Annotated in this window: 20 protein-coding genes, 1 tRNA gene and 1 other RNA gene; 16 read left to right on the plus strand and 6 right to left on the minus strand. The window is 44.3% G+C overall.

All coding sequences use genetic code 11. The annotated features are described in order from the left end of the window. Positions 1-747: 747 nt before the first annotated feature. The 10 genes from rpoB to tadA all read left to right on the plus strand — a co-directional run bounded on the left by rpoB (position 748) and on the right by tadA (position 16,857). On the plus strand, positions 748-4,572 hold the full coding sequence (gene rpoB, locus DW938_RS03700; RefSeq protein WP_022288668.1) for a DNA-directed RNA polymerase subunit beta: 3,825 nt from the start codon (positions 748-750) through the stop codon (positions 4,570-4,572). 119 nt (positions 4,573-4,691) lie between these two features. Further along, positions 4,692-8,270, plus strand: a complete 3,579-nt coding sequence (gene rpoC / locus DW938_RS03705; protein ID WP_118123927.1) for a DNA-directed RNA polymerase subunit beta' — start codon at positions 4,692-4,694, stop codon at positions 8,268-8,270. Positions 8,271-8,361: 91 nt separating this feature from the next. Beyond that, a complete protein-coding gene (locus DW938_RS03710; RefSeq protein ID WP_118123928.1) occupies positions 8,362-8,847 on the plus strand; it encodes an RNA polymerase sigma factor in 486 nt (161 codons plus the stop codon). 175 nt (positions 8,848-9,022) lie between these two features. After that, complete coding sequence (locus tag DW938_RS03715; RefSeq protein WP_118123929.1) at positions 9,023-10,366, plus strand: hypothetical protein; 1,344 nt, start codon at positions 9,023-9,025, stop codon at positions 10,364-10,366. A 207-nt stretch (positions 10,367-10,573) separates the two neighbouring features. Beyond that, the gene (gene rpsL, locus DW938_RS03720; RefSeq protein WP_117863570.1) at positions 10,574-10,999 is read left to right on the plus strand and encodes a 30S ribosomal protein S12; all 426 of its coding nucleotides are present in this window, start codon (positions 10,574-10,576) and stop codon (positions 10,997-10,999) included. 195 nt (positions 11,000-11,194) lie between these two features. Then, on the plus strand, positions 11,195-11,665 hold the full coding sequence (rpsG, locus tag DW938_RS03725; RefSeq protein WP_022288663.1) for a 30S ribosomal protein S7: 471 nt from the start codon (positions 11,195-11,197) through the stop codon (positions 11,663-11,665). Positions 11,666-11,686: 21 nt separating this feature from the next. Then, positions 11,687-13,765: an elongation factor G gene (gene fusA / locus DW938_RS03730; protein WP_022288662.1), complete on the plus strand. Its 2,079-nt coding sequence runs from the start codon at positions 11,687-11,689 to the stop codon at positions 13,763-13,765. A gap of 114 nt (positions 13,766-13,879) precedes the next feature. Continuing rightward, positions 13,880-15,079: an elongation factor Tu gene (gene tuf, locus DW938_RS03735; protein ID WP_117877670.1), complete on the plus strand. Its 1,200-nt coding sequence runs from the start codon at positions 13,880-13,882 to the stop codon at positions 15,077-15,079. 147 nt (positions 15,080-15,226) lie between these two features. Beyond that, positions 15,227-16,387, plus strand: coding sequence for a CPBP family intramembrane glutamic endopeptidase (locus DW938_RS03740; RefSeq protein ID WP_118123930.1), 1,161 nt, complete (start codon positions 15,227-15,229; stop codon positions 16,385-16,387). Further along, positions 16,384-16,857, plus strand: coding sequence for a tRNA adenosine(34) deaminase TadA (gene tadA / locus DW938_RS03745; RefSeq protein WP_118123931.1), 474 nt, complete (start codon positions 16,384-16,386; stop codon positions 16,855-16,857). Before DW938_RS03740 ends, tadA begins: the two co-directional genes overlap by 4 nt. Before the next feature lie 17 nt (positions 16,858-16,874). Here tadA and recR read toward each other — a convergent pair whose 3' ends face one another. The 6 genes from recR to DW938_RS03775 form a co-directional block, all read right to left on the minus strand. Continuing rightward, positions 16,875-17,477, minus strand: a complete 603-nt coding sequence (gene recR, locus DW938_RS03750; RefSeq protein ID WP_118123932.1) for a recombination mediator RecR — start codon at positions 17,475-17,477, stop codon at positions 16,875-16,877. After that, positions 17,477-17,827: a YbaB/EbfC family nucleoid-associated protein gene (locus DW938_RS03755; RefSeq protein ID WP_022288657.1), complete on the minus strand. Its 351-nt coding sequence runs from the start codon at positions 17,825-17,827 to the stop codon at positions 17,477-17,479. Before DW938_RS03755 ends, recR begins: the two co-directional genes overlap by 1 nt. A 24-nt stretch (positions 17,828-17,851) precedes the next feature. After that, positions 17,852-19,471 carry a DNA polymerase III subunit gamma/tau gene (gene dnaX / locus DW938_RS03760; protein WP_242992363.1) on the minus strand — a complete coding sequence of 540 codons (1,620 nt, stop codon included), beginning with the start codon at positions 19,469-19,471 and terminating at the stop codon, positions 17,852-17,854. 37 nt (positions 19,472-19,508) lie between these two features. Beyond that, positions 19,509-19,608, minus strand: an RNA gene (ffs, locus tag DW938_RS03765) — signal recognition particle sRNA small type. A gap of 190 nt (positions 19,609-19,798) precedes the next feature. Next, entirely contained in the window at positions 19,799-20,677 is an 879-nt protein-coding gene (locus DW938_RS03770; protein ID WP_022288655.1) for a chemotaxis protein CheX, read from the minus strand. Beyond that, complete coding sequence (locus DW938_RS03775) at positions 20,678-21,058, minus strand: response regulator (RefSeq protein WP_118123933.1); 381 nt, start codon at positions 21,056-21,058, stop codon at positions 20,678-20,680. A gap of 224 nt (positions 21,059-21,282) precedes the next feature. Between DW938_RS03775 and DW938_RS03780 the strand changes: the two genes are divergently transcribed. The 6 genes from DW938_RS03780 (at position 21,283) to DW938_RS03800 (ending at position 25,800) form a co-directional block, all read left to right on the plus strand. Continuing rightward, positions 21,283-21,369: transfer RNA gene (locus tag DW938_RS03780), tRNA-Leu, on the plus strand. 445 nt (positions 21,370-21,814) lie between these two features. Continuing rightward, complete coding sequence (locus tag DW938_RS03785; protein WP_118123934.1) at positions 21,815-23,158, plus strand: potassium transporter TrkG; 1,344 nt, start codon at positions 21,815-21,817, stop codon at positions 23,156-23,158. A gap of 12 nt (positions 23,159-23,170) precedes the next feature. Beyond that, the gene (locus tag DW938_RS03790; RefSeq protein WP_117858509.1) at positions 23,171-23,815 is read left to right on the plus strand and encodes a TrkA family potassium uptake protein; all 645 of its coding nucleotides are present in this window, start codon (positions 23,171-23,173) and stop codon (positions 23,813-23,815) included. Further along, the gene (locus tag DW938_RS14640) at positions 23,800-23,988 is read left to right on the plus strand and encodes a hypothetical protein (protein WP_147337886.1); all 189 of its coding nucleotides are present in this window, start codon (positions 23,800-23,802) and stop codon (positions 23,986-23,988) included. Before DW938_RS03790 ends, DW938_RS14640 begins: the two co-directional genes overlap by 16 nt. 17 nt (positions 23,989-24,005) lie before the next feature. Further along, positions 24,006-25,124, plus strand: a complete 1,119-nt coding sequence (locus DW938_RS03795) for an ATP-binding protein (RefSeq protein ID WP_117858512.1) — start codon at positions 24,006-24,008, stop codon at positions 25,122-25,124. Then, positions 25,117-25,800, plus strand: a complete 684-nt coding sequence (locus tag DW938_RS03800; RefSeq protein WP_118123935.1) for a response regulator transcription factor — start codon at positions 25,117-25,119, stop codon at positions 25,798-25,800. The genes DW938_RS03795 and DW938_RS03800 overlap by 8 nt, the downstream gene beginning before the upstream one ends. The last annotated feature ends 303 nt before the right edge of the window (positions 25,801-26,103 follow it).

The raw sequence follows: 26,103 nt of genomic DNA on the forward strand, positions 1-26,103 counted from the left end.
GCGCCGCTCCCCTACATGGTTGTTGCGTTGCCGTAAGATTGTGGTTTTGTACGATTTTTATTCAATTTTCAAGCTTCAAACAAGGTGCAGGAAGTGCTTTTCTGTGCGATCAGAACCTCTCATCGTGTTCACCTAACTCACGTTGACAAAATGTTTCCTCATACACTGCTACCTTGCAGGATATTCGATTTGGGATAATACCCTTATACTTATCCCGAAAAAGGGGTGCTTTGTTGCATAAAAAATGCAACAATTGCAGAAATGTTGCCAAATTAAAACATAAATCATTTGTTTGCACAATTTGTTAAGTGATTTTTTGTTGGATATGACAAGTAAATCGGATTTATTATGTAATGGCAGACAAGTTGGTGCAGATAGTGATGAAATAAAGGGTAGGTCAGGGCGGAGGTAATGAGGCGGGGGGTGATAAAAGCAGGTGAGTAAACGAAAAATTTACGATTTGATAACACATTGGTAATAGTAGAAGTTTCTGCGTCGAATTGTGCGATTTTTGTTCAAATCGGAGAAAATGGGAAAATCGGTGAGATGTGTAAGCTAAAATGCTTGACAAGGGCTTGCTAATATTATATAATAGTATACTGTATCATAATGGAGTTTTCCACCTATTTCATGCGTTTTTGAGTGCAGAAAATCATGGAAAACACCGCCAAAACCACTGGCGAATACGATTGTTATATAGTATTATATAAATGTATTTTCCAAATAAATTAAGGAGTGATTGAGCCTATGGTGAATGTCAAGGACGTAAAACTTGGTAAGAACACGAGAAAGAGCTTTGCCAAGATCAATGAGGTTCTGGAGATGCCTAACCTTATTGAAGTGCAGAAGAACTCTTATCAGTGGTTCCTCGATGAAGGTCTGAAGGAGGTCTTCAGAGATGTTTCAGCTATTACTGATTATAATGGTACGCTGGAGCTGACTTTTGTTGGATACCATTTCGACGAAGAGGCTAAGTATTCTGTTGCAGAGTGCAAGGCGAGAGATGTAACTTATGCAGTGCCACTGAGAGTTACTGCAAGACTTAACAATACCGAGACCGGCGAGATCAAGGAGTCCGAGGTATTTATGGGTGACTTCCCTAAAATGACCGACAGCGGAACTTTTGTTATCAACGGTGCAGAGCGTGTTATCGTTTCTCAGTTGGTGCGTTCACCAGGTGTTTATTACGCTTTTGATAAGGACAAGACCGGTAAGGATCTTTTCAAGACAACTGTTATCCCTAACAGAGGCGCTTGGCTTGAATATGAAATGGATTCTAACGACGTGGTTTATGTCAGAATCGATAAAAACAGAAAGATCCCTCTTACTACTTTCCTGAGATCGCTCGGTATTGGTACTAACGAGGAGATCGAGGAAGTTTTCGGTCCTGATGAAAGACTTACTCAGACTATCATGCAGAAGGATCAGACTGCTAACAGAGAGGAAGCTCTTCTTGAAGTTTACAAGAAGCTTCGTCCGGGCGAGCCTCCTACAGTAGATTCTGCAGTTACTCACCTGAACAACTTGTTCTTTGACGCTAAGAGATACGATCTTTCAAGATTTGGCAGATATAAGTACAACAAGAAGCTTGGCGTTGGTTCAAGACTTTCAGGCCACAGACTTTCAAGACCTGTTGTAAATCCTATGACAGGCGAGGTAATGGCTGAGGCTGGCGATCTTATCAGCTTTGATAAGGCTATGGAGATCGAGACCGCAGGTGTTATGGAGGCTTACGTTGACGTTGAGGTAAAGGAGCATCTTACTTCCGCAACAGGCGAGGCTGTTACAAAGCTTGAAGAGTGCGAAGTTAAGATCATAGGCAACGGCATGGTAGACATCAACGCTTATGTTGATTTTGACTGCACTGAGCTTGGCATCAACGAAAAGGTATCTTTCAAGGCTCTCAAGGAAATTCTTGAAGATTCTGAGAATGAGGAAGAGCTTAAGGAGAACATCAGACTTAAGGCTGACGACCTCGTTCCAAAGCACATCACTATCGATGATATTATCGCTACGGTTTCTTACTTCCTCAACCTTTGCGAGGGCGTTGGTACTGTTGACGATATCGACCATCTTGGCAACAGAAGAATCCGTTCAGTAGGCGAGCTTCTTCAGAACCAGTTCAGGATCGGTTTCACAAGAATGGAAAGAGTTATCCGTGAGAGAATGAACATTCAGTCACAGGGCACTGAGGTCGTTACTCCTACAGCTCTTATCAATATAAGACCTATCACTGCGGCTATCAGAGAGTTCTTCGGTTCTTCTCCACTGTCACAGTTCATGGATCAGAACAACCCTCTGGCTGAGCTTACTCATAAGAGAAGACTTTCAGCCCTCGGCCCTGGCGGTCTTTCAAGAGACCGTGCCGGATTTGAGGTCCGTGACGTTCACTATACTCACTACGGCAGAATGTGTCCTATCGAGACGCCTGAAGGTCCTAACATCGGACTTATCTCTTACCTTGCTTCTTTCGCAAGGATAAACGAGTACGGCTTTATCGAAGCTCCTTACAGACGTGTTGACAAGGAAACAGGCGTTGTAACTGACGAAGTTGTTTATATGACGGCTGACGTTGAAGATAACTACATGGTCGCTCAGGCAAACGAGCCTCTTACTGAGGATAACAAGTTTGCCAGACCTAAGGTAAACGGCAGATACAGAGATCAGATCCTCGAGATAGAGAGAGAGAAGATCGACTTCATGGACGTTTCACCTAAAATGGTAGTTTCTGTGGCTACTGCTTGTATCCCATTCCTTGAGAACGATGACGCTAACCGTGCGCTCATGGGTTCAAACATGCAGAGACAGGCTGTGCCGCTGCTCAAGACTGAGTCTCCTATCGTTGGTACCGGTATGGAGTACAAGGCTTGTCTTGATTCAGGCGTTGCTGTTGTTTCTAAGAACGCAGGTGTTGTTGAGAGCGTTGACGCTGACAAGATCGTTATCCGTGAGGACAGCGGTATGCTCAGAACTTATGAGCTGACTAAGTTCAAGCGTTCAAACGCAGGTACTTGCACAAACCAGAGACCTATCGTCAATAAGGGCGAGAGAATTGAAGCTAATCAGATAATCGGTGACGGCCCTGCTACCTCAAACGGTGAGCTTTCACTTGGTAAGAACGCTCTTATCGGCTTCATGACTTGGGAAGGTTACAACTACGAGGACGCCGTTCTTCTGAACGAAAACCTTGTAAAGCAGGATAAGTACACTTCTATCCATATTGAAGAATATGAGACAGAAGCCAGAGATACAAAGCTCGGACCTGAGGAGATCACAAGAGATATCCCTAACGTTGGCGAGGACGCTCTTAAGGATCTGGACGAGAACGGTATCATCAGAATAGGCGCAGAGGTTCGCTCAGGAGATATACTTGTTGGTAAGGTAACACCTAAGGGTGAAACTGAGCTGACAGCTGAGGAAAGACTTCTGAGAGCTATCTTCGGCGAAAAGGCTAGAGAAGTCAGAGATAATTCTCTTAAGGTACCTCACGGCGAGGCCGGTACTATCATTGATGTTAAGATATTCACAAGAGAGAACTGCGACGAGCTTTCTCCTGGAGTAAATATGCTCGTTAGATGCTACATCGCACAGAAGAGAAAGATCTCTGTGGGCGATAAAATGGCGGGTCGTCACGGTAACAAGGGTGTCGTTTCAAGAATACTCCCACAGGAGGATATGCCATTCCTTGAGGACGGTACTCCGCTTGATATCTGTCTTAACCCATTGGGCGTACCTTCTCGTATGAACATTGGTCAGGTGCTTGAGGTTCATCTTGGTATGGCGGCAAAGGCTCTTGGCTGGAAGATAATGACCCCTGTATTCGACGGTGCTCACGAGGCAGACATCAGAGAATGCTTCAAAATGGCTCAGCAGAATTATCTGGAGCATAAGGACGATGAGTTCACTCTCCACACAATGGACGAGGTCATCAACCCTAACGCTCTGAGCATGAGCGAGGACGGCAAGTTCACTGTTTATGACGGAAGAACAGGCGAGAAGTTCGATAACAGAGTTACAGTCGGTTATATGTACTACCTGAAGCTCCACCACCTCGTAGACGATAAGATACACGCACGTTCAGTTGGTCCTTACTCACTGGTAACACAGCAGCCACTCGGCGGTAAGGCTCAGTTCGGTGGTCAGAGATTCGGAGAAATGGAAGTTTGGGCGCTCGAAGCTTACGGTGCTGCTTACACACTTCAGGAGATCCTTACAGTTAAGTCTGACGATACTGTGGGAAGAGTCAAGACATACGAGGCTATCGTTAAGGGACAGAATGTTCCTAAGCCTGGTGTTCCTGAGGCGTTCAAGGTACTTGTTAAGGAGCTTCAGTCACTTGGTCTGGATCTCAAGGTACTCAACATCAATAACGAGGAAATAGATCTTAAGCAGTCGTTTGACGAGGACGAGGAGCTTGTTCCACAGCCTGCTATCGAAGATCATATCGATTTCGGCGTTGACGAGGGCGATCTCGACGAGGGCTTCATGGCTGAAGACGAGAACGGCACTTCCGAACTGGAGGGCAGCGCAGCTTCCGACGAGTCTGATCTGTTCCTTAATGACGGTGAATAATTTTGCACAGTAACTAAATAAGCTGAGGTCAAAGGGCGGAAGGCTCCGCCCTTGCGACCGTTTCATATAGAAGTCGGCTGTTGCCGTGCTTCAAACTAAACAGGAAGAGGGTACTGCTGTTGGAATTCAATGAGTTTGCATCAATCAAGATCGGTCTTGCATCGCCTCAGAAGATCCGTGAGTGGTCTTACGGCGTTGTTACCAGACCTGAAACAATAAACTATCGTACTCAGAAGCCGGAAAAGGACGGATTGTTCTGCGAAAAGATATTCGGACCTTCAAAGGACTGGGAGTGTCACTGCGGTAAATATAAGAAAATTCGCTTTAAAGGCAAAGTCTGCGAGCGCTGCGGCGTTGAGGTAACAAGAGCCAAGGTTCGTAGAGAGAGAATGGGTCACATCGAGCTTGCTGCACCTGTTTCTCACATTTGGTATTTCAAGGGAACTCCGTCAAGAATAGGACAGATGCTTGAAATATCACAGAAAAGACTTGAAGAAGTTCTTTACTTCACAAAATACATCGTTATAGATCCAGGTAACACTGAGCTTATCAAGGGTCAGCTCCTTACTGAAAAGGATTATAGCGAAATGCAGGAAAAGTATGACGAGGACGAGTTCAGAGCCGGCATGGGCGCTGAGGCTATCAAGGAGCTTCTTGAAGAGATCGACCTCGATAAGCTTTCAGAAGAGCTTAAAACTGAGCTGAAGGATCTTCCTGCGGGTCAGAAGCGTATCAAGCTTCTGAAAAGACTTGAGATCGTTGAGGCTTTCAGAACATCAGGCAACAGACCTGAGTGGATGATACTGGAGGCTATACCTGTTATACCACCTGATATCAGACCTATGGTACTGCTGGACGGCGGAAGATACGCAACCAGTGACCTTAATGACCTTTACAGACGTGTTATCAACAGAAATAACCGTCTTAAGAAAATGCTGGAGCTTGAAGCACCTGACATCATCGTTAGAAACGAAAAGAGAATGCTTCAGGAAGCTGTTGACGCACTTATCGACAACGGCAGACACGGCAGACCTGTTACAGGTCCTAACAACAGAGCATACAAGTCACTTTCAGATATGCTCAAAGGTAAGCAGGGACGTTTCAGACAGAACCTTCTTGGTAAGCGTGTTGACTATTCAGGACGTTCTGTTATTGTCGTAGGTCCTGAGCTTAAGATGTATCAGTGCGGTCTGCCAAAGGAAATGGCTCTTGAGCTGTTCAAGCCTTTCGTTATGAAAAGACTTGTTGACACCAATCCTACTATCAATATCAAGTCTGCAAGGAAAAAGGTAGACAGAGCTGAGCCAGAGGTTTGGGACGCACTTGAAAATGTTATTCAGGGTCACCCTGTAATGCTCAACCGTGCGCCTACACTTCACAGACTTGGTATTCAGGCATTCGAGCCTATCCTTGTAGAGGGCAGAGCTATCAAGCTTCACCCACTGGTTTGTACAGCGTTCAACGCTGACTTCGACGGCGACCAGATGGCTGTTCACCTGCCGATCTCAGCAGAGGCTCAGGCTGAGGCAAGATTCCTTATGCTGGCTGCCAACAACCTGTTGAAGCCTTCAGACGGACGCCCTGTTGCAGTTCCTACACAGGATATGATACTTGGTTCTTACTACCTGACACTGAAGAAGGACGGCGAGCCTGGCGAGGGCAAGGTGTTCAGAGATGTGAACGAGGCTCTTATGGCTTACGATCAGCACATCGTTTCACTTCACGCTGCTATTAAGGTAAGGATAACCAAGCAGATAGGCGACAAGCAGGTATCAAAGGTGATAGACGCTACAGTCGGAAGACTTATCTTCAACTCTATCATTCCTCAGAACCTTGGCTTTGTTGACAGAACAAATTCAGAAAAGCAGTTCGATCTTGAGATAAGCTTCCTTGTAAAGAAAAAGCAGCTTTCTGATATCATTGATAAATGTATCCAGAAGCACGGTACTACTACTACTTCCGAAGTTCTCGACAACATCAAGAGCCTTGGTTATAAGTATTCTACAAAGTCTGCTATCACAGTTGCTGTTTGCGACGCTTCTATCCCTGAGGCTAAGAAGGATATCCTTGCAAAGGCTGACGGACTTGTTGACAAGATAGACAAGCAGTATAAGAGAGGTTATATCTCAAGAGAAGAGAAGTCAAAGAAGTTCATCGAGATCTGGAACAACGCTACAGACGAAGTTACAGAGGCTCTGAAAGCTAACCTTGACCCATACAACCCAATCAACATGATGGCTGACTCAGGTGCCCGTGGTTCTATCAACCAGATCAGACAGCTGGCAGGTATGCGTGGACTTATCGCCAACACATCAGGTTCAACTATCGAGATGCCTATCAGAGCTAACTACCGTGAAGGTCTTAACATTCTGGAATACTTCATTTCTTCCAGAGGTGCGAGAAAGGGACTTGCCGATACTGCTCTGCGTACTGCTGACTCAGGTTACCTTACAAGACGTCTTGTTGACGTTTCTCAGGACGTTATCATTCGTCAGGAGGATTGCGGTACTCACGTTGGTATCGAGATATTCGACATTAAGAACGGAAACGAAATGATCGAGCCTCTCAGCGAGAGACTTGTGGGCAGATACCTTGTTGAGGACCTCAAGGATCCTAAGACAGGCGAGATGATATGCTCAAGAAACAAGCTCATAAACGTTCATGACGCTGAAAGAATAGTTGCTGCACTCGAAGCTGAGGGCAGGGATTCTATCTCTATCAGATCAGTTCTTCAGTGTCAGGCTAAGCATGGCGTTTGTGCTAAGTGCTACGGTGCCAACCTTGCAAACGGAAATATCGTTCAGGTCGGCGAGGCTGTCGGCGTAATCTCCGCTCAGTCTATCGGTGAGCCTGGTACACAGCTTACAATGAGAACCTTCCACACAGGTGGTATCGCATCTGCGGAAGATATCACACAGGGTCTTCCTAGAGTCGAGGAACTGTTTGAGAGCAGACGTCCAAAGGGTGCTGCTATCATCACAAGGATCGACGGCGTAGTTAGGATCGAGGAGGTCAAGAAGACCAAGCAGATCACTGTTACAAGTGAGGACACTGAAAATCCTGAGCAGGAGTCTTATGCTATCCCATACGGCTACAAGATAAGAGTTCGTGAGGGACAGGCTGTTACAGCCGGTGAGCCACTCACAGAGGGTTCTATCAACCCAGCTGATATCCTTGCAGTTAATGGTCCTAAGGCTGTTCAGAACTACATCATCACCGAAGTTCAGAAGGTTTACCGTCTGCAGGGTGTTGATATCAACGATAAGCATATCGAAGTTATCGTTCGTCAGATGATGAGAAAGGTCAAGATCGACGACTCCGGTTCAAGCTATCTGCTCCCTGGTTCACTTATTGACAGAGGAGAGGTCGCAAGACTCAACGAGGAGATACAGGCTCAGATCGACGCTGGCGACGAGAACGCAAGACTTATCACAACTGTTCCTGTTCTTCAGGGTATCACAAAGGCTTCAAGCTACTCGGATTCATTCCTGTCGGCTGCTTCATTCCAGGAGACAACTAAGGCTCTTACAGACGCAGCTATCAGAGGCAAGACCGATAAGCTCATGGGTCTTAAGGAAAATGTTATTATCGGTAAGCTCATTCCTGCCGGCACCGGTATGGACGTTTACAACAACGTTCAGGTGGTCAAGAATGAGAGTGCGGCTAACCATAACACCGCAGAAACACCGTTGTACTAATGACTTTTATATCAGCCTGCATGGTTCATTCATGCGGGCTGATTTTTTTATTTTGTATGAAACCTTTTTGCCTGCCACGGCGTTTTAGTATATGAAGGGAAGTGAAAGCATGAAGAATATGACCGAAAGCAAATACCGCCAACTTGTAGAGGAGTATTCGGATATGGTAACAAGGCTTTGCGTGGTGCACACGGGAAATTTTTCCGACGCTGAGGACTGCTATCAGAACGTGTTCTTCAAGCTTTTCAAGCAGATGAAAAAAGGCAGTCTGCCAAACCCGAAAGCGTGGCTCATCAGAGTGGCTCTCAACGAATGCCGGAGTGTTTTGCGGTATCGTTTGAGGAAAAACACAGTCGATCTGAACAGCATAACGTCTTTCTCAAAGGACGGCAGCGACATAGAGATACTTGACCTTATTTTCAGACTTCCCCCGAAATATCGGGATAGTATTTATCTTTATTACTTTGAGGAGCTGTCAGTGCAGGAGATCGCTGAGCTGACAAATATCAAGGAAAACACGATAAAAACACATCTCAAACGTGGAAGAGAACAACTGAAGGATATGATAATGTTGTGAACTATATAAATGTCAATAAAAAACTAGGGCATTGGGACGTCGCATTTCTGTGAAACAGAAATTGAGCCGCTCCCCTACAAAAGAGGTAAAAACTATTATGTAGGGGCTGGACTTTCATCATAACATTGACTAAAGGTATAGTTTGCAATGAGGATATCACAGAAAGGAGCAGCAAATGAAAAAGATAAATGCTTTTTACTGTATAAAAACTCCTTCGGATTGGAAGGAGAGTGTGCTTATGTATGACAAGCCTACAGAGAAAAAGAAAACAAAACTTACAGGCTTTCAGCTTGCAGGTGCGGTGCTTGCGGCTTTGCTTCTGGTGGTGGGCGGTGCGCTGACGCTTTATCGCAGCGGTGATGAGCATAAGATCAATGTCGGTATGCAGCAGCCAAGTATAGACAGTTCGGAAAGCCTTGACAGCACTGAGCTTACGGCTGATTTAGAACAGGCACAAAATGCGCTTAAGCAGGTCGTTAAAGACAAAGAGATAACGGCGGTCGGAACGTATGCAGGCTGCGGCTCGGACGGAACGGGATATCTTTTTGTCGATAAGATATATGTTGAGAAATACACTGTTAAAAAGGGCGAATTGATCGACTATGTTACTGTGAATGAATATGAATACCTGAAATACCACTCTTACGCTGCGTTTAAACTTGATTTCAGAGCGAAAAATGTTACCACAGGGAAGTTTGCTTATATTGACGAACTGAAAGTGGGCGAAAAAATCGCAGTCGGCACAAACTGCGATAATCTGAGTAATTGGAACTCGGATGAGATCGCAACAGGTCTTGACGAAACGGTCGGTGGCGACAGCTTTGGAACAGACTTCTATTATTCACTGAGATCATCAATAGCCTATGCTTATGATATCGATACCACAAAAGACACCGGTATTGAAAAGCTTGATAAGCTTGTGCTTGACAGCGTGCAGCATATGTACGAAGATATGATACTGCAAGCTGACGACTTCAGCATTGTGCTAAATCCTGTTGAAAAGGACTGGGGATTTAAAATTGATACGCTGGTAAATTCTGTTAAGCATATCAATTATGATGCTGACAATTACGAAAGGGATATTATCTATCCGCTGATAATAACACCAATTCAAAAGGGTAAAGCCATAAACGTTTCCACAGCAGGAGGGTCAAAGGAAGGCATAATTATCAAGGTGGACGGAAGATATTTCAGTATAACTTCCAATTATAAGGATATTGTGGAGCAGGATGATACTAAAAATGAATGGTACGGTTCCGAAAGTGCGACGGTAAAGAACAACAGAAATTACTTCTTTGATGAAAATGAATGGCTCGTTGCAATTAAATTCGCAACGGGTGCAAACACCTATTTTAGTGATGATCTGAAACTTTATATCAATGAAGTACAAAACGATATAACCTATTCGGACAAGACTGACGACAGCGATTGTGTTATAACTTATCATAGATTCAGCGAGACAGAGGTCGAAGTGGCGGATAAAGGAGAAATTTTAGATACAGACAGCAAGACGGAATGAGGGAATATATTTGCAGGGCAGGGCGTGAAAAGCCGCTGCCCTGTGCTTTTTATAGCTTTTGACAGAAAATTTAACTGAAATTTTCAAAAAGTTAAAAAAGTCAAGAAAAAGTGCTTGACAAGCGACGGAGAATGGTGTATAATATCAAGGTATGCTGATGTATTGTATATCGGCGTATAGTATCAAATCTATGAAAGGAGAGAAAATATGCCAACCTTTAACCAGTTAGTAAGAAAAGGAAGAAATGTCCTTGCAGACAAGTCTACAGCTCCTGCTCTTCAGAAGGGTTTCAACTCAAAGAAGAAGGTAGTTATCGATCAGAGCTGCCCACAGAAGCGTGGCGTTTGCACAGTAGTAAGAACTGCTACACCTAAAAAGCCAAACTCAGCTATGAGAAAGGTTGCCAGAGTTAAGCTCACAAACGGAAACGAAGTTACAGCTTACATTCCTGGTATCGGACACAATCTTCAGGAGCACTCCGTTGTTCTTATCAGAGGCGGACGTGTTAAGGACCTCCCTGGTGTAAGATATCACATCATCAGAGGCACTCTCGACGCTCAGGGCGTTGCTAAGAGAATGCAGGCGAGATCCAAGTACGGTGCTAAGAGACCAAAGGCAGGAGCAGCCAAGTAATCAAAAACTGAAAAGCTCATTTTAGTAACAAGGTAATAACTCATTGTCGCATATTGCGAAGACCACAGTTTATGTGGAGTGATTAATATATATTAGTTGACTCTACAAGGAACTGACGGGGCTGTAAAACGGCTGTGCGCCGTGGTTACAGAGCGAGTACCTGTGAATTCATTATTTGTGAAGGAGGGAATTAAAGTGCCAAGAAGAGGTAGAGTTACAAAGAGAGACGTGCTTCAGGATCCAGTATACAATTCTAAGCTTGTTACACGTCTTGTAAACAACATCATGCTCGACGGTAAGAAGGGTGTTGCCCAGAAGATCGTTTACGGAGCATTTGAAATTGTCGAAGAAAAGACAGGCAGACCTGCTCTTGAAGTATTCCAGGAGGCTATGGATAACATCATGCCTGAGCTGGAGGTCAAGGCTCGCCGTGTAGGCGGTGCGACTTACCAGGTACCAATGGAGGTTCGTCCTGACAGAAGACAGACACTTGGTCTGAGATGGATAACAAAGTATTCTCGTGAGAGAAACGAGGACACAATGAGAGAGAGACTCGCAGCAGAGATCCTTGACGCTCTTAACGGCGTTGGCGGCTCATGCAAGAAGCGTGACGAAACTCATAAGATGGCTGAAGCTAACAAGGCTTTTGCTCATTACAGATGGTAAGAGGTATAAAGGAGGATATATATGGCAAGAGAATGTAAATTGCAGGATTACCGTAATATCGGTATCATGGCACACATCGACGCCGGCAAGACTACTACTACAGAGCGTATCCTGTTTTATACCGGTGTAAACTATAAGATCGGTGAAACACACGACGGTGCATCTACAATGGACTGGATGGCACAGGAGAAGGAGAGAGGTATCACAATTACTTCTGCTGCTACTACTTGCTACTGGAAGGGTCACAGACTCAACATTATAGATACTCCAGGCCACGTTGACTTTACAGTTGAGGTTGAGCGTTCACTTCGTGTACTCGACGGTTCTGTAACAGTTCTTTGTGCTAAGGGTGGTGTTGAGCCTCAGACTGAAACAGTTTGGAGACAGGCTGACAACTATCAGGTACCAAGAATGGTATATGTCAACAAGATGGATATCATGGGCGCAGACTTCTACAACGTTTTGAATATGCTCCATGAAAGACTTCATTGTAATGCCGTTCCTATCCAGCTCCCTATCGGTGCTGAGGACGACTTCAAGGGTATCGTCGATCTGCTTGAAATGAAGGCTTATGTATACTATGATGACCTTGGAAAGGATATCCGTCAGGAAGAGATCCCTGAGGACCTCAAGGAAAAGGCTGAACAGTATCATGCTGACCTTATCGAGCATCTTGCAGAAGTTGATGACGATCTCGCTGAGAAGTATTTCGCAGACGAAGAGATCACTATCGACGAGATGAAGAAGGTAATCAGAAAGAGTACTATCGCTAACACAATGGTACCTGTTACCTGCGGAACTTCATACAGAAACAAGGGCGTTCAGAAGCTTCTTGACGCTATTGTAGATTATATGCCTTCACCTATCGACGTACCACACATCAAGGGTACTGACGTAAATACAGGTGAGGAAGTTGAGAGAATTTCAGGCGACGATCAGCCATTCGCTGCTCTCGCATTCAAGATCGCTACAGACCCATTCGTTGGTAAGCTCTGCTACTTCAGAGTTTATTCAGGTGTTCTGACAGCCGGTTCTACAGTTTATAACTCCACTAAGGACAAGGACGAAAGAATCGGAAGAATCGTTCAGATGCACTCTAACGCTAGAAAGGATATCGATACTATCTACGCTGGTGATATCGGTGCCGCTATCGGTCTGAAGAACACAACAACAGGTGACACTCTTTGTGATGAAGAGCATCCTGTACTTCTTGAGTCAATGGAATTCCCTGAGCCTGTTATCCAGCTCGCTATCGAGCCTAAGACTAAGGCAGGTCAGGAAAAGATGGGTATAGCTCTTGCAAAGCTTGCTGAAGAGGACCCAACATTCAGAACTTATACTTCTGAGGAAACAGGTCAGACAATTATCGCCGGAATGGGCGAGCTGCACCTTGAGATCATCGTAGACAGACTTCTCCGTGAGTTCAAGGTAGAGGCTAATGTCGGCGCTCCTCAGGTTTCATATAAGGAAACAATCACTGCTCCTGCAAGCGTTGATTACAAGTACGCTAAGCAGTCAGGTGGTAAGGGTCAGTACGGTCACGTTAAGATCAACGTTGAGCCAAACGAGTCCGGTAAGGGCTATGAGTTCATCAACAAGGTTGTCGGCGGTGCTATTCCTAAGGAATACATCCCAGCAGTTGATGCAGGTATCAGGGGTGCTATGGAGAATGGTGTTCTCGCAGGCTTCCAGGTAGTTGACGTTAAGGTCGAGCTGTACGATGGATCTTACCACGAAGTCGACTCTTCTGAAATGGCATTTAAGATCGCCGGTTCTATGGCGTTCAAGGAGGCTATGAGAAAGGCTTCACCAATCATTCTTGAGCCTATCATGAAGGTTTGCGTTATCGCTCCTGATGATTATCTCGGAACAGTTATAGGCGACCTCAACTCCCGTCGTGGACAGATCCTCGGTCAGGAGCAGAGAACCGGTGCTGTTCAGGTAGACGCTCTCGTTCCACTGTCTGAAATGTTTGGTTACTCAAATGACCTGCGTTCTAAGACACAGGGTCGTGGACAGTACACAATGGAGCCTGACAGCTACATTCAGGTACCAAAGTCTATCTCTGAGAAGATCATGGCTTCAAGAAACAAGGACTAATAAATTTGCGGAAAATTTTCTGCTTTTTCTATTGCAAATTTGCTTTTTATTTGATATAATTATACTACGGTATGTTAAATCGGAAACTATTAAATTTTAAGGAGGAAAATTCCTATGGCAAAGGCACATTTCGAAAGAACCAAACCACACGTTAACATTGGTACAATCGGTCACGTTGACCACGGTAAGACAACTCTTACTGCTGCTATCACAAAGACTCTTGCTCTTGAAGGTCTTGCTGAGAAGAAGGATTACAACAACATCGACTCAGCTCCAGAGGAGAGAGAGAGAGGAATTACAATTAACACAGCTCACGTTGAGTATGAGACAAAGAACCGTCACTATGCTCACGTTGACTGCCCAGGCCACGCTGACTATGTAAAGAACATGATCACTGGTGCTGCTCAGATGGACGGCGCTATCCTCGTAGTTGCTGCTTCTGACGGTCCTATGGCTCAGACAAGAGAGCACCTTCTCCTTGCTAGACAGGTAGGCGTTCCAGCTATCGTTGTTTTCATGAACAAGGCTGACCAGGTTGACGATGAAGAGCTTCTCGATCTCGTTGAGATGGATATTAGAGAGCTCCTCGACAAGTATGATTTCCCTGGCGATGAGACTCCAATCATCAAGGGTTCAGCTCTTGCAGCTCTTGAGGCTCCAGATGATCTTTCAGATCCAGCTTACAAGCCAATCCTTGACCTTATGGACGCTGTTGACTCATTCATTCCAACACCAGACAGAAAGTCTGATCTTCCATTCCTGATGCCTGTTGAGGACGTATTCACAATCACAGGCCGTGGTACAGTTGCTACTGGTAGAGTTGAAAGAGGTCAGCTCAAGACTGGTGACGAAGTTGAGATCCTCGGACTTTCAACTGAGAGACCAAAGACTGTTGTAACAGGTATCGAGATGTTCAGAAAGATCCTTGACTACGCTGAGGCAGGCGACAACATCGGTGCACTTCTCCGTGGTATCCAGAGATCTGACATTCAGAGAGGCCAGGTTCTTTGTAAGCCAGGTTCCATTCACCCATACACAAAGTTCTCAGGTCAGGTTTACGTTCTGAAGAAGGAAGAGGGCGGCCGTCATACTCCATTCTTCAACAACTACAGACCACAGTTCTATTTCAGAACAACAGACGTTACTGGCGTTATCACACTTCCTGCTGACAAGGAAATGTGCATGCCTGGCGATAACGTAGAGATGGATGTTGAGCTTATCACTCCAATCGCTATCGAAGAGGGACTTCGTTTCGCTATCCGTGAGGGTGGTAGAACAGTAGGTTCTGGCGTCGTTACAGCTGTTAGAGACTAATTTTTAGTTCGCTATATAAAGATCGGGTACAATATGTATCCGATCTTTTTTTTGTCTTAAAATATTATGAATAATAAGTTAAATGATATTTGCATGCTTTAAAAAAGTACGGTGATATGCTATAATTAGTATATCGGAGGTGAGAATTTGAACGATACAAATACTAAAGATTATATGATTGACGTTGCCCAGGATACCACTTATCAAAATCAGAGTGATGATTATAAGAAGTCGTTTGCAAAGTGGCGTTCAAATCCTCAGAATTCTTTTGGATTCCAGTTTATACATGATACAAGAGAACACTCATACATTGATGGCGAGGGTTTTGTGCCTCATAAGGCAGAGGTAGCAGAGAGGATCTCTATGCTAAAATGTTGTAGTTTGTTGGGCATTTGTCTTGTGGTAATGCTTGCTATTGATTTTCTTAACTATTTTATAGTGAATAAATACGCGCCGGATACAACTGGTACATTTGTGTATTTTTCTCAAACAGATGGCGGATATGGCAGATATGGTGTTGGAATGACTTTTATTTTAGGTCTGTTGTTTGCCGCAAAGTTTGTTGTGCCTGGTCTTATTTTTAAGATCGTTACTAAGATCCCTAATAAAGTCGTTTTTGCAAATTCAAAGGGCTACGAAAAAATGCGTGGAACTGCTGTGGTAATTATGATGGTCATAATCGTTGTGGGCAGAGTTGGACAATATATCCTTAGTCTGCTGTTTTCAGCTGTGCATTTAGATGGGATATATTCTATTTTTGTATTCTCTGAAGATCCTGTTGTAGCTCTTGTTTCTTTTGCTTTCTTTGCGATCATTGTTCCTATAATGCAAGAGATAGTATTTCGAGGAGTTTTTTTGCAGACTTTTCGTCAATTTGGCGACACCTTCGCTATTATGATCACTGCTGTTGTGAACGGTTTATGCTACTACGATATTACATATCTGCCTTTTGTTGTATGCTGTACTGCGGTTCTTGGACTTTTTACTATACGAACAGGCTCGGTTTTTACTGCAATTTTAATGAGTATTTGCGCCCATATCACGAATTTTGTATTAAGTTACATTGTTCTCTATGATCTTCCTTATGCCAAAATAGCAGAAGTCATAATCTGTACAGTGATCGTTGGTGTATCACTTGTGATGTACTCAAAGCTTACAAGCTTTGGTGACTGGACATTCAACATTGAAAATGATAGTTCTTTTATGACGATGTCAAAGCGAGTTAAATCTTTCATTGCAACTAACTCGATCGCAGTGTGGATAGCCGCAATTCTTGTGACCATGTTTGTGTGTGCGAGGATAATATGACGAGAGATGAGCTTTACATGAAAAAAGCGTTGGAGCTTGCGGAAATTGCCGCAGAGCAGGGGGAAGTACCTGTGGGTGCGATAGTTGTGAAGCGTTCCAGCGGTGAAATAATCGGCAGGGGATTCAATCGTCGTGAGTATGGGCGTTCCCCTTTGACTCATGCCGAACTTGTGGCTATTGAGGAAGCAAGTCGCAATCTTGGGGGTTGGCGGCTTATGGGTTGTGAGCTTTTTGTTACTCTCGAGCCTTGTCCTATGTGTACGGGTGCGATAATAAATTCTCGAATTGAGCGTGTTGTTTTTGGTGCGTATGACAAAAAGGCTGGTTCTTGCGGGTCGGTGGTAAATCTTTTTGAGCTACCCTATAATCACAGACCTCTTTGCACAGGCGGTATACTGCAAGAGCGATGTGCTGATACACTGACGGAATTTTTCAAAAATCTTAGACGTAAAAAAAACCTCTCCGAATAGTTCGGGGAGGTTTTTTCTTATATTTCGTTTCGATTTTCCAAAGCCTTATAAAGCGTCACTTCATCAGCATATTCAAGCACTCCGCCAACGGGTAGGCCGAACGCCAAACGTGTGACCTTTACACCAAGGGGCTTCAGCAGCCTTGAAATGTAAATTGCCGTAGCTTCGCCATTAACTGTAGGATTAGTAGCCATAATGACTTCTTTAACATTCTCAGGCTCTATCCTCGCAAGCAGTTCTTTTATTTTAAGCTTGTCAGGGGAAATGTCGTCCATAGGGGAGAGAAGTCCATGCAAAACATGGTAAACGCCTTTGTACTCCTTAGTACGCTCGAAAGCGGCTATATCCTTTGGGTCTTCTACTACGCAGACCGTTGTGTGGTCACGTCTTGGGTCGGCACAGATAGGACACTTTGGCTTGTCAGTAAAGTTTTGGCAAACGCTGCAAAGATGAACGCTTTTGTGGGCATTAGTGATAGCCGCTGCAAAAGCCGATGCTTCCTCGTCTGTCATGGACATAACATAGTAGGCAAGGCGCTGTGCGGACTTCATGCCTATACCGGGGAGCTTTGCAAATTGCTCTGCCAGAAGTACCAAAGGCAGTGCGTTTGACTCAGCCATTAAAACAGACCTGGGAATGATACTCCGCCTGTGAGTTTCTGCATTTCAGTGTCGCTTACTTCATCGAGGTTAGCAACAGCCTGATTGAAAGCTGCCATAACGAGGTCCTGAAGTGTTTCAACGTCCTCTGGATCAACTACCTCAGGCTTGATATCAAGCTTAAGGACGTTTCTCTTGCCGTTGATAGTTACCTCAACAACTCCGCCGCCTGCTGTACCTGTGAACTCTCTCTGCTCAAGGTCTGCCTGAAGAGCTGTGATCTCGTCCTGCATTTTCTGAGCCTGCTTGAGCATCTGATTCATGTTATTGGAAGGACCTTTGCCCATTCCCTGTGGAAGTCTTGCTTTCATTTTAAAAACTCCTTATATTCAAAATTATTTTTTTATATCAACTTCAATATCAAGTTTTTTCGCCTTGTCAAGCAACTGATTTATAGGATTTTCCGTATCCTCAGGTGCGACATTTTTGGCTGATTTGACTTTGATAGTGAAGTTTTGTCCGAAATTATTTTTCAGTATCTCATTAAGCACCGTAGCATCGCCGCTTGCTTTGAACTTTTTGAGATAAAAGTCATTGTGTACTATCATAAGCAACACATTCTGACACATATAAGCCTTTGAATTGACTAAGAAACAGCCTATGGCAGGATTTGTCTGCTTGACCTGCTCCACAATGTTGTCCCAAGTCTGCACAAGCTTGAAGTCGCTTGCTTTCATTTTCTTGAAATCCGGGTCAAAAGGCTTTGGTGGTGGAGCTTGTTCCTGCTGAACCGGTGTGGCGATCTGCGGTTGAGTTTGCAAAACGGCACCATTTTTTAGTGCATTCTCAAGCTGAGTTATTCTGTTAAGAAGCACTGTGATCTCAGCATTGCCTGATACAGCCTGCACAGTTGCACCTGCTTTTTGAGCAGCTCCGCACAGCTTTATGATACACATTTCAAGCTCGATACGCTTTGATGTGCTTTTTGCAAAACGCTCACTGCACTCCTGCAAAGTATTTATATCCCCGAGTATCTCGTCCAGCTTCATGCGTTCTGCAAGGGCTTTAAGTCTTTCATACTCGTCAGGCAGACAAGTTATAAGATCCTTGTTGTTGTCGATAGTTTTGATTATCATGACATTTCTCATCTGAGCGAGCAGTTCACCTGCCAAGACTTTCAGATCTTTTGACATATCATAAAGCTTGTCAACGACCCTGAGTGCGCCTGCGGCGTCCTTTTCGGCTATCTTTTCGAGAATATCAAAAAGATAATCACGTCCTGCAATGCCGGAAGCTGAGGACACAACGTCAAGGGTGATGTCATTTTCATAGGCAACGCACTGGTCTAAAAGAGAAAGAGCGTCACGCATACCACCGTCAGAAAGCCTTGCTATCATGCCTGCGGCATCTTCGTGGAGGGTAAAGCCCTCCTGAGAAGCAATATACATAAGCCTTGAAACGATGTCCTCGTTTCTTATCCTGTGAAAGTCGAAATGCTGGCATCTCGACACGATAGTTGCAGGAACTTTATGTATCTCCGTAGTGGCAAGAATAAACTTGACATGCGGAGGAGGTTCTTCCATAGTTTTCAGCAGGGCGTTGAATGCGCCCGCGGAAAGCATATGCACCTCGTCTATGATATATACCTTATATTTACATCTTTCAGGAGTATAGACAACGCCTTCACGCAGTTCTCTGATATCGTCTACTTTAGAATTTGAAGCAGCGTCAATCTCGATAATATCGGAAAGAGTGCCGTTGTCAGCGTCTTTGCATATCTCACATTCAAGGCATGGCTCACCGTCATGTGGGTCAAGGCAATTGATAGCCTTTGCAAAAATTCTTGCGCAGGTGGTCTTTCCCGTACCTCTCGAGCCTGTGAAAAGATAGGCATGAGCGGTCTTGCCGCTTTTTATCTGATTTTTGAGAGTAGTTGTAATATGCGGTTGTGAAACAACATCGTCAAATGACATTGGACGCCATTTTCTGTACAATGCCTGATACAAAACTCTCACTCCAATCAAGAAAATAAAAAAATCAATCCGACATATGGGCGTGCGGGCGGAACTGTGACACACGAAACAAACCGCTTAATGCTGCTCGGTTCCCCGCCTGACATGGTTCACAGCGTTTCATTGCACAGGACCCGCACACCTATATCTCGGATTGATGAGGAACAATAACTGAATCATATCAATCTAACTTTTGTTACCTTACTATTATAACATACTTCCAATGAAATTTCAAGTGTTTTTGAAAAAAAGTTATAAAAAAGGCAAAGAACATCAACGCCGCTGAACAAAGCTGGACAGCGGCGGATATTATGTGCTTGTAAAATTATATCAGGTGGCAATGATGAAATTCAGCTTGCCAAACGGATAGTTCACAGGGATACAGAATGCAGTGCCTGACAGGGCAAGCTCACCATTTTCCAAAAATTCCTGCGGTGTGAGTGTAAGCTCAACGCCGTGCTCGTTTGACTCATTTACAACGAACAGACCGTCGTTTACGTTCAGAAATTCGCCTGCTGTAGCGTTTACAAAGTCATCGACCTCCGTGAAACTCTCTTTGGCAAACCTCTCAGCGAAAGCCATATATGTCTTTGAATCTGTGGCAATGCAAGCCTCAGCGTTATATTTTCCATTTATTTTTTGGATAACGATATGTTCTGCTGCAAAATTCTTTATAACTGACGCTTCCATAGGAGTGAAATCGTCACCGATAAATCTGATAAGATTTTTGAAAAGCAAAGTAACATAATCAGTACAGATACGAGCATTTTCATCATTGTCAAAATGATAGAACTCATTGATAAGGTTATGTAGAGTTTCTGTTTGATTGTCTGAAATATCGTCGGTTATCTGATTTTCAGCCTTATAGTCTTTAAGTGCCTTTTCAAATTCAGCATTGGTAAGAGCACCGTTATTAACAAGGGTCTGACCCAGGAGCAGGTAATCTGTAGGCTGCTGAGCGAGAAGCTTCTCAACGTCGTCAGCGGTAACATAGCCAAGCTCCACGGCAAGGTCGCCAAAACGTTTATCGACACTCTGCTGAGTGATATTGACGTGCTCCACCTGCTCGGCTGTCATAAGACCAGCGTTTATAGCGAGAACGCCAAGGCGAAGTCTTGTATGCTTTTTAGCCTCGAAGGCCTGAGTAAGATCCTCAGCGGTACAAAGCTTATGGTTAAAGAGGTAGCCTCCAAAAAACTGCGCAAACATTTACAGTACCCCCTTTGCAACGTTCTCAAGGACTTTAAGAGCGTCATTATCAGCTATAGGTTTCTGCAAAAAGTCCACAGCTCCCGACTTAAGAGCGTCTTTCAAATGGCTCTGAGTACCAACAGAAGAAGCCATTATCACCTTAGCGTCAGGGTCTTCTGCTATTATCTGTTTGAGTGCTTCAATACCTGTTACCTTTGGCATGATGATATCCATGAAAACCACGTCAGGCTTGAACTCCTTATATTTGCTAACAGCCTCTTTACCGTCGGCTGCTTCATAAACGGCTTTTACTCCAAATCCAGAAATAGACATACTGAGCTTTTTGCGAGCGAACATAGAATCGTCGCATATAAGCACTGTCATTTCATTTATATTCACGATAGATCCCTCCCGATTATTTTGCGGCAGCAGTTCCGTAATTGCCGATGACGGAGAAAATAATTTCTTTACTGCCTTGTTTTTAATTATATCATAAAATTCTCCAAAAGTCAAGAGTCGTCTAATATGTTTTATGTTGAAAATATACAAAGGAGTAAATGCAGAATTTACTTGCAGTTTGCTTGACAAAATGAAAAAAGTATGCTATAATCATAATGTTATGTGCCGGTGTGATGGAATTGGCAGACGTGTCGGACTCAAAATCCGATGGTAGCGATACCGTACCGGTTCGACCCCGGTCACCGGCACCAGGAGAACAGGTTCTTGTATCAAGAGCCTGTTTTTTTATTAGAGTCCTCATTCTCTTCTGTCTCTGCTTCACCACCAAGAGCATTGGCGATGACCTCGGCTTGACAGTGCTCTCAGACAAACTGAAACGCCCCTCAGAGCCGTCAGAGCCTGCGGAGCGGAAAACTAACCGCCTGAAAAGAAAAGACCTGAGAAGTGCTTGTGTGAGCAAATCTCAGTTCTTTGTGAGTTATTCAGCTTCAAAAAGGGTATGCTGTCATTGTGGCGCGCCATAATGATGATATGGACTTGTGCGGAACAGATTATAGGTGCGCCATTGGACTACAGGCAAGCAGCACACATCAATATTGTGCCTTAACGAAATCTTAACACAGTAACCGTAATCTTAACAGCACTTTAACCGCTCATGTGATATAATAAAGCTATAATTTAAACGAGAGGTGTACGATGTTACATAAAAATAGAGTAAAAAACAGAACTCATATGACTTCATTTCAGGTCATCATTATCAGCTTCTTTTGCCTAATTCTGGTAGGTTCATTGCTTCTGATGCTGCCGATCTCATCAAGGCAGCGGGGTGTGACTTCATTCCCTGATGCAATGTTCACAGCCGTTTCAGCTACCTGTGTGACCGGGCTTGTTGTAAAGGATACTGCTACATACTGGTCTCTGTTCGGGCAGGCGGTCATTCTGATGCTAATTCAGATCGGAGGTATGGGCGTTATCACCGTTGGGCTTGCGATCATTAGAGCATCAGGGCGGAAAATCGGTCTGTGGCAGCGCAGTACGATGCAGGAATCCATCTCCGCACCGCAGGTAGGCGGTATTGTGAAGCTGACAGGCTTTATCCTTAAAACATCACTTATCATAGAGATGATCGGTGCGGCTTTGCTTGCACCCGTTTTCTGCAATGATCTTGGTATCGCTAAGGGACTGTGGTATTCCTTGTTTCACAGCATATCGGCTTTTTGCAATGCAGGCTTTGATCTGTTCGGCATAAAAGAACCATTCTCATCGCTGACCTTTTACCACAGCAACATCTATCTCAATATCATCATTATGCTGCTAATTATTACGGGAGGCATCGGCTTTCTCGTCTGGGGCGATATCGGAACACACAAACACAGGATCAGGCGCTTCTCTCTGCAAAGCAAGGTCGTACTGATGACATCTGCTTTCTTGATCGTTCTGCCTGCGCTGTATTTCTTTTTTTGTGAATATGACCATGAGACTATCCATGACAGGACGATCCATTCACTGTTTCAGTCTGTCACAACACGAACCGCAGGCTTTAACACAACTGATCTCGCTGCTATGGATGAATCAGGTACAGCCATTATGATCATTCTTATGCTTATAGGCGGTTCTCCAGGTTCCACCGCAGGCGGTATGAAAACAGCGACTTTTGCTGTTCTGTTCCTTTCTGCGATCACAGTGTTTAGCCGCAGAAATGATGTGCAGTGCTTCAAAAGAAGAATATCAGACGAAACTGTCCGCAGTGCAGGCGCTGTTTTGTTTATGTATCTTGTATTGTTCTTTACAAGCGGTGTTATTATCAGCAGAGTGGAAGATCTACCGCTGCTGACCTGTCTGTTTGAAACAAGCTCAGCTATCGGTACTGTAGGGCTGTCACTCGGCATTACAAGCGGTCTGTCTGCTGTATCCCGTGTGATACTGATGATACTTATGTTTTTCGGGAGAGTCGGCGGACTGACACTCATTTATGCAGCTCTGCCGTCGGCGGACAGTCAGAATTCACGCTTACCGCTTGAAAAAATATCCGTAGGATAAGGAGTTTTATATATGAAAACAGTTTTAATTATCGGAGTAGGTCAATTCGGCAGTCATATTGCCAGACGCATGGAGGAGCTTCGGTGTGAGGTCATGGCAGTAGATGAAAATGAGAAGCATATCAACGATATACTGCCTTATGTGACCAACGCAAGGATCGGTGACAGCACCAATGAGGAATTTCTCCGTTCGCTTGGTGTAGGAAACTATGATGTTTGTATCGTTGCCCTCGGCAGCCGGTTTCAGTCCTCTTTGGAAACAACGTCTTTGCTCAAGGAGCTGGGGGCAAAGAAAGTCATATCCCGTGCGACAAATGATGTACAAATGAAATTCCTGCTTAAAAACGGAGCCGATGAGGTTGTCTATCCTGAGAAGCAGATGGCACTTCGCATTGCTACAAAATATGCATCAGACAGCATACTCGACTTTATTCATCTGGATAACAATTACTCGATCTACGAACTGAAAGTACCTAAGGACTGGTTCGGAAAGTCGCTTTCACAGATCGATATACGAAAGAAATTCAAGATCAATATTCTGACGATCAAACGTGGAGAAGAGGTATTTATCCCTGCACCGGACACTGTAATTGAAACTGATGACATCGCATTTGTCATAGGTGAGGTTCGGGATATCCAGAAATGTTTCAGAATCTAGGAGATGATCGTGTGAGAGATGTTCTGCTTGCACTGTCTGTAGGAGCAATGTTTCTCTACGGCTTTTATATTATGAAAAAAGTAGATGAATTCATCGAGGAGATACAAAAGAGCAGACGTGGACACGACCTGTCAGAAGATGATGTTGACGAACACAAAAGTGATATGTTATAATAACAAGGGTGATCCTTATGACTGCTAATTCTATAAAAAGCTCTAAAGCATTTTCTGTGTTCAAAGACTCCGCTATATGTATTGTGGTGCTGACAGCCGCAACACTTGCCGGATACGCATTCAAAGCCTTTCAACTTGCCGATGCGGACATTATCATGCTGTATATTATTGCTGTGCTTGTGATATCCATTTTTACATCAAAGATGTATTTCTGCCTGATATCATCATTAGTAGGAGTAATGCTTTTCAACTGCTTCTTCACCTATCCTGAGTTTTCTCTTTCAGTTCACGATGCAGGCTATCTTGTCACATTTGTGACGATGTTTATTACAGCGTTCATTGCAGGAACGCTTGCCAATAAGCTGAAACGCAATATCCTGATCGCCGAGCAGAATGCCCGTGAAAAGGAGGAGGCGGCACTTCTGGCGCAGAATGAACAGCTTAGAGCTGATATGCTCCGTTCCATATCCCATGATCTCAGAACACCACTGACCTCCATATCAGGCAATGCCAGTACGCTCATTTCCGGCGGCGATACGCTTGATGAATCAGCACGTCAGCAGATATACACGGATATTTATTCCGAATCAATGTGGCTTATCGAAATGGTGGAAAATCTTTTATACGCTACACGAATTGAGGACGGCAGAATGCAGCTCAATATCTCGGTAGAGATACTTGATGACATTGTTCAGGAGGCTGTCAGACACACCAAACGCACTCACCCAAAGCGAAATATCATCGTTGATATGTATGACGAGATAATCCCCGTTATGGCAGATGCGAACCTTATCGTACAGGTCATAGTCAATCTTATGGATAATGCTGTCAAGTACAGTGATGAAGATTCTGATGTTACCGTCAGTGTGCGCCGAGAAAATGCGCATACTGTTGTGATATCCGTGTCCGATCACGGCACTGGTATCTCTGATGAAGAAAAAGAAAAGGTATTTGATATGTTCTATACGGGCGGCAGCCGTTCCTCAGACAGCAGAAGAAGTCTGGGACTGGGGCTTGCACTGTGCAGGTCAATTATTACTTCACACGGCGGTACTATATCTGTCAGCGACAACATACCAAACGGTACAGTTGTCAGCTTTACTCTGCCAATAGGAGAGGTCGATCTAAATGAATGAATATCTTGTTCTGGTGGTGGAGGACGACAAGCCTATCAGAAATCTTATTACAACTACTCTTAAAATGAACGACTATCGCTTTATTACTGCTGTCAGGGGCAACGAAGCGATCATGCTCAGCGCTTCGCATAAGCCTGATATTATCATACTTGACCTTGGACTGCCTGATATTGACGGCGTTGAGGTGATAGAGCATATACGCACTTGGAGCGATGTTCCTATCATCATAGTCAGTGCAAGGAGCGAGGAAAGGGACAAGATAACAGCCCTTGACAAAGGTGCAGATGATTACCTGACAAAGCCTTTCTCTGTTGATGAACTTTTCGCAAGGCTCAGGGTGATACAAAGGCGGCTTATGAAGTCCGAAAACATCTCGGTCACGGAGTTTGTCAATGGCAGACTACGGATAGACTATGTTTCGGGCTGTGTTCACCTTGATGATGAAGAAATTCACCTGACACCGATAGAATATAAGCTGCTTTGCCTGCTTGCCAAGAATGTCGGCAAGGTGCTGACGCATAAGTACATTATCCAAAGTGTATGGGGAACTCCTGCGGATAACAGCGAAGCCTCCCTGCGTGTATTTATGGCTACCCTGCGAAAAAAGCTGAGTGACAGCAGTCAGGCGCTGATACAAACACATATCGGTATTGGGTATCGTATGATGAAATTATAGTTTTAGGGAGCAGTACAAAGCAGACACTTTATTTGATGATCTGTACCGCCTTCAATGGCTGCAAGAACAATTGAACTGATTTTTTCTAAAGGAAAAAAGGGCAATGCCTTCCACTCACGGAGGACATTGCCCTTTTCCTTATGCTGTGATCATATCAGTCCTGAATCTCCTGCATCATAGTTGCGATCCTGTATAATAAAACTTGACACATACACAACAATCAAAGTATAATAAAAACAAAGGAGTGTGTCATCAATGGGAACAGGAAAACAATATGATGAAGAGTTTAAAAAGCAGGCAATA

The sequence above is a fragment of the Ruminococcus sp. AM43-6 genome, from assembly GCF_003461785.1.
Classification (GTDB): Bacteria; Bacillota; Clostridia; order Oscillospirales; family Ruminococcaceae; genus Hominimerdicola; species Hominimerdicola aceti.

Coding starts and splice junctions, on each gene's coding strand:
- tuf (WP_117877670.1), top strand. CDS start 13,880: ATGGCAAAGGCACATTTCGAAAGAACCAAACCACACGTTAACATTGGT.
- DW938_RS03800 (WP_118123935.1), top strand. CDS start 25,117: ATGAATGAATATCTTGTTCTGGTGGTGGAGGACGACAAGCCTATCAGA.
- recR (WP_118123932.1), bottom strand. CDS start 17,477: ATGGCTGAGTCAAACGCACTGCCTTTGGTACTTCTGGCAGAGCAATTT.
- DW938_RS03715 (WP_118123929.1), top strand. CDS start 9,023: ATGAAAAAGATAAATGCTTTTTACTGTATAAAAACTCCTTCGGATTGG.
- DW938_RS03710 (WP_118123928.1), top strand. CDS start 8,362: ATGAAGGGAAGTGAAAGCATGAAGAATATGACCGAAAGCAAATACCGC.
- tadA (WP_118123931.1), top strand. CDS start 16,384: ATGACGAGAGATGAGCTTTACATGAAAAAAGCGTTGGAGCTTGCGGAA.
- DW938_RS03790 (WP_117858509.1), top strand. CDS start 23,171: ATGAAAACAGTTTTAATTATCGGAGTAGGTCAATTCGGCAGTCATATT.
- DW938_RS03785 (WP_118123934.1), top strand. CDS start 21,815: ATGTTACATAAAAATAGAGTAAAAAACAGAACTCATATGACTTCATTT.
- DW938_RS03770 (WP_022288655.1), bottom strand. CDS start 20,677: ATGTTTGCGCAGTTTTTTGGAGGCTACCTCTTTAACCATAAGCTTTGT.
- DW938_RS14640 (WP_147337886.1), top strand. CDS start 23,800: ATGTTTCAGAATCTAGGAGATGATCGTGTGAGAGATGTTCTGCTTGCA.
- rpoB (WP_022288668.1), top strand. CDS start 748: ATGGTGAATGTCAAGGACGTAAAACTTGGTAAGAACACGAGAAAGAGC.
- DW938_RS03755 (WP_022288657.1), bottom strand. CDS start 17,827: ATGAAAGCAAGACTTCCACAGGGAATGGGCAAAGGTCCTTCCAATAAC.
- DW938_RS03795 (WP_117858512.1), top strand. CDS start 24,006: ATGACTGCTAATTCTATAAAAAGCTCTAAAGCATTTTCTGTGTTCAAA.
- rpsL (WP_117863570.1), top strand. CDS start 10,574: ATGCCAACCTTTAACCAGTTAGTAAGAAAAGGAAGAAATGTCCTTGCA.
- fusA (WP_022288662.1), top strand. CDS start 11,687: ATGGCAAGAGAATGTAAATTGCAGGATTACCGTAATATCGGTATCATG.